Genomic DNA, 3,481 nt, shown 5'->3' with positions numbered 1-3,481 from the left:
GCAGCGTCTGCAGGAGCCAGACACCGGGCGAGAAGACCCAACCACCGCAACGCGGCGATTACCACCCTGACACTGAGCGTCTGCACACGACACACCGCGAAATCTCGACAGTTTGTGCACGCTCACGGCGATGCCGGATATCGCCGAGGTGATCAAGCTCCTGCGCTGAGCATGTCGAGGAACTCGAGCATCGCTTCCACCACGATCTCGGGGTGGTCTCGCTGCACCCAATGTGCCGCCCCTGCAACGACTTCGAGTCGTGCGTCCGGAATCAGCTCGGCCGCCGCCCGCGCCGCCGCCACCGGCACGCTGGTGTCCTTGTCCCCGTGAACGATCAGCGCGGGTCGCGGGAACGACGCGAGCCGGGTGCGGTAGTCGGTGGTGAGGCCGTTCCAGCGGACCTGATCGCGCTGCCATTGCCCGAACGCGGCGAAGGCGTGTTCGGCTCGGGCGGCCGCCAAGATCTCGTCGACGAGTTCGGGTGTGCGTTGCGCCGGGTCGGTGATCAACGCCGGCATGGCCCACGTCATCGCGCGTCGACTTCGCCCCGACCACCGGCTCACTGCGCCGAGCAGCCCTGTGCGCACCGTGAGCCACGTCAACGCCTGTCGCACTCCGGACAGCGGTCCCTCGGACAGCCGGGGCATCAACCCGTAGCTGCCCAACAGCATTGCCCCCGTGACCTTTTCCGGTCTGTCCAGAACGTGTCCGATTGTCATTCCCCCGCCCAGCGACAAGCCGCCGATCGCATAGCGGTCCAGACCGAGCGCGTCGACGAACTCGCCCACGTAGGCCACCAACCGGTCCTGGGTCGACGGCCAAGCCGCCGGCGGGCTCTCGCCGTACCCGGGGTGGTCGGGCGCGAGCACGCGGTAGCCGCTCGCCGCGAGCCGCGGCCCGACCCCACCCCACGACAGTGACGCGCTGTCCACTCCGCCACCGTGCAGCAGCACCACCGTCGGCGCTCCAGCCTCCTCGGGTGCCCACTCGAGATAGGAGACCGTCCCCCACGGAAAACTCACCGTCGCCCTCTGCACGAGCCCTCCTTCGGCGGTTTCGGTGCGCTACTGGTCGCTGATCGATCAGTAGTGCACCGAAATCACCATATTCACGCGCGGGGGTGCGCCTGGTCGTGGACGGCCCGCAACCTCGCGACCGTGACATGGGTGTAGAGCTGGGTGGTGGCCAGCGTGGAATGGCCGAGCAGTTCTTGCACGACGCGCAGATCGGCGCCGCCCTCGAGCAGATGCGTTGCGGCGCTGTGCCGTAACCCGTGCGGCCCGATGTCGGGTGCACCGTCGACCGCGCCGACGGTCTGATGCACGACGGTGCGCGCCTGCCGCGGGTCCAGTCGACGCCCCCGCGCCCCCAACAGCAGGGCCGGCCCCGAGTCCGGCGTCGCCAACGCCGGCCGGCCACGGTCGAGCCACGCCGACAGCGCTTCCTGCGCGGGGACGCCGAACGGCACCGTCCGCTGTTTGTTGCCCTTGCCCAGGACGCGCAACAGGCGACGGGGCATGTCGATGTCGTCGATGTCGAGCCCGCATAGCTCGCTGACGCGAATACCGGTGGCGTACAACAACTCCACGATCAGCAGGTCGCGAAGCGCCATCGGATCGCCCTCCTGGGCGCCGGATTTCGCCGCGGCCATCGCGTCGAGCGCCTGGTCCTCGCGCAACACCGCGGGCAGCTCGCGCCGGGCCTTGGGCACCTGAAGCCGCGCCGCGGGGTCGCTGGCGATCAATCCGCGCCGCACCGCCCACGCGGTGAACATCTTGACCGCCGAGGTGCGCCTGGCCAGCGTCGTACGTGCGGCGCCGTCGGCGGCCTGCGCGGCCAGCCAGGACCGCAGCACCGGAAGGCTGAGGCCGCCCGGTCCGGCGTCGTGGCCGCGCTCGGCCATGAACCCGAACAGCGCGCGGAGGTCACCGCGGTAAGCGCGACGGGTGTGCTCGGAGCGACCTCGCTCCAGCGCGAGGTACTCGTCGAACTCCTCGAGTACGGCTTCCACGAATCCACCGTGGCAGAGCCCGGCCGCAGCGCTCAGGTGACGCGCCGCAGCGTGTCCGGAGTGAGATCGGCCAGGGTGGGATAGCCGTCGACGGCCATGGTCAGATCGGCTTCGGCCAGCAGCGAGCGCAGCACGTGAACGACCCCGTCCACACCGCCGAGCGCCAGCCCGTAGGCGTAGGGCCGCCCGATCCCGACGGCGGTCGCGCCGAGCGCGAGCGCTTTCACGATGTCGGAGCCGCTGCGGATGCCCGAGTCGAACAACACGGGCAGCCCATCGGCGGCCTCGACCACGCCGGGCAGGCAGTCGATGGCCGCCAGCCCGCCGTTGGCCTGTCGTCCGCCGTGATTCGAGCAGTAGATCGCGTCGACGCCGCCGTCCTTGGCGCGCCGCGCATCGTCGGGATGGCAGATGCCCTTGACGATGAGCGGCAGGTCAGTCAACGAGCGCAGCCACGGCAGGTCGTCCCACGTCAGTGGGTTTCCGAATAGCCCGACCCAGTGCAGGACGGCGGCTTGCGGGTTTTCCTCGGGCGACTGCGCCAGCCCAGCGCGAAAGACCGGGTCGCTGGTGTAGTTCGACAGGCAGCGCCCGCGCAGCTGCGGGAAGTTCGACGTCGACAGGTCACGGGGCCGCCAGCCCGGCACCCAGGTGTCGAGCGTGACGATGATCCCCTTGTATCCGGCGGCCTCGGCGCGGTGGACGAGGCTCGCGGCCAGCTCCCGGTCGGTCGGGGTATAGAGCTGGAAAAAGCCGGGGGTGTCGCCGAATTCGGCGCCGACATCCTCGAGCGGGTCCTCGGTGAGCGTCGAGACGACCATCGGCACACCGGTCCTGGCCGCCGCGCGGGCCGTGGCCAGGTCACCGTGACCGTCCTGGGCGCAGATGCCGATCACCCCGATCGGCGCCATGAACACCGGCGACGGCAACTTCAGCCCGAACAGATCGACGGTGAGGTCACGGTCGCGGGTCGCGCGGAACATCCGCGGCATCAGGCCCCAGTTGTCGAACGCGGTGCGATTCAGCCGCTGGGTCCGTTCGTCACCAGCTCCCCCGGCGACGTAGGAGTACACCGACGGCGGCATCGCCGACTCCGCCTTGGCTTCCCACTCCGCGAACGTCATCGGCAGGTTCGGCACGATGCCGGAGAGGCCTTGCAGGTAGATCTCGAACTGGTAGTTACCGAACGTCATTCTCTAATTCCCTCCATCTACCAGATGATTTGATGTGGTATCGAAGCCACATCGCCTAGCAGAGCGCTACTGGGTCCAACATCGTCTGAATGCAGGGGACACGGCTCTGCCTGCAATCGTTGAGTTGACGGCTGACAGAATTTAAGTCGCTGCTTGACGCGTTGATTCATCAAAACGAGAGCTTCAGCTTGTCGGTTCCGGTCGAAAATTGAGCAGGTAGTTCCGGGTTGGGTTCTAGTCAACGTCGCAACACCAACCGACTTTCAGAGGTTAGCAG

Annotated in this window: 3 protein-coding genes; all 3 read right to left on the bottom strand. The window is 68.1% G+C overall.

The features are described 5' to 3' along the window. Positions 1-152: 152 nt before the first annotated feature. The 3 genes from A5650_RS00520 to A5650_RS00510 all read right to left on the bottom strand — a co-directional run bounded on the left by A5650_RS00520 (position 153) and on the right by A5650_RS00510 (position 3,204). Positions 153-1,037 (bottom strand): alpha/beta fold hydrolase, encoded by an 885-nt coding sequence (locus tag A5650_RS00520; protein WP_067285229.1) that lies wholly within the window; start codon positions 1,035-1,037, stop codon positions 153-155. 71 nt (positions 1,038-1,108) lie between these two features. Then, positions 1,109-2,011 (bottom strand): tyrosine recombinase XerC, encoded by a 903-nt coding sequence (locus tag A5650_RS00515; RefSeq protein WP_067285226.1) that lies wholly within the window; start codon positions 2,009-2,011, stop codon positions 1,109-1,111. Between the two features lie 32 nt (positions 2,012-2,043). Next, positions 2,044-3,204, bottom strand: coding sequence for a lactate 2-monooxygenase (locus A5650_RS00510; RefSeq protein WP_067285223.1), 1,161 nt, complete (start codon positions 3,202-3,204; stop codon positions 2,044-2,046). Between the last annotated feature and the right edge of the window lie 277 nt (positions 3,205-3,481).

The sequence above is a fragment of the Mycobacterium sp. 1164985.4 genome, from assembly GCF_001668575.1.
GTDB lineage: Bacteria > Actinomycetota > Actinomycetes > Mycobacteriales > Mycobacteriaceae > Mycobacterium.
Note: the sequence above shows the minus strand (reverse complement) of the source record. Positions and strands in the feature narration are given on the sequence as shown.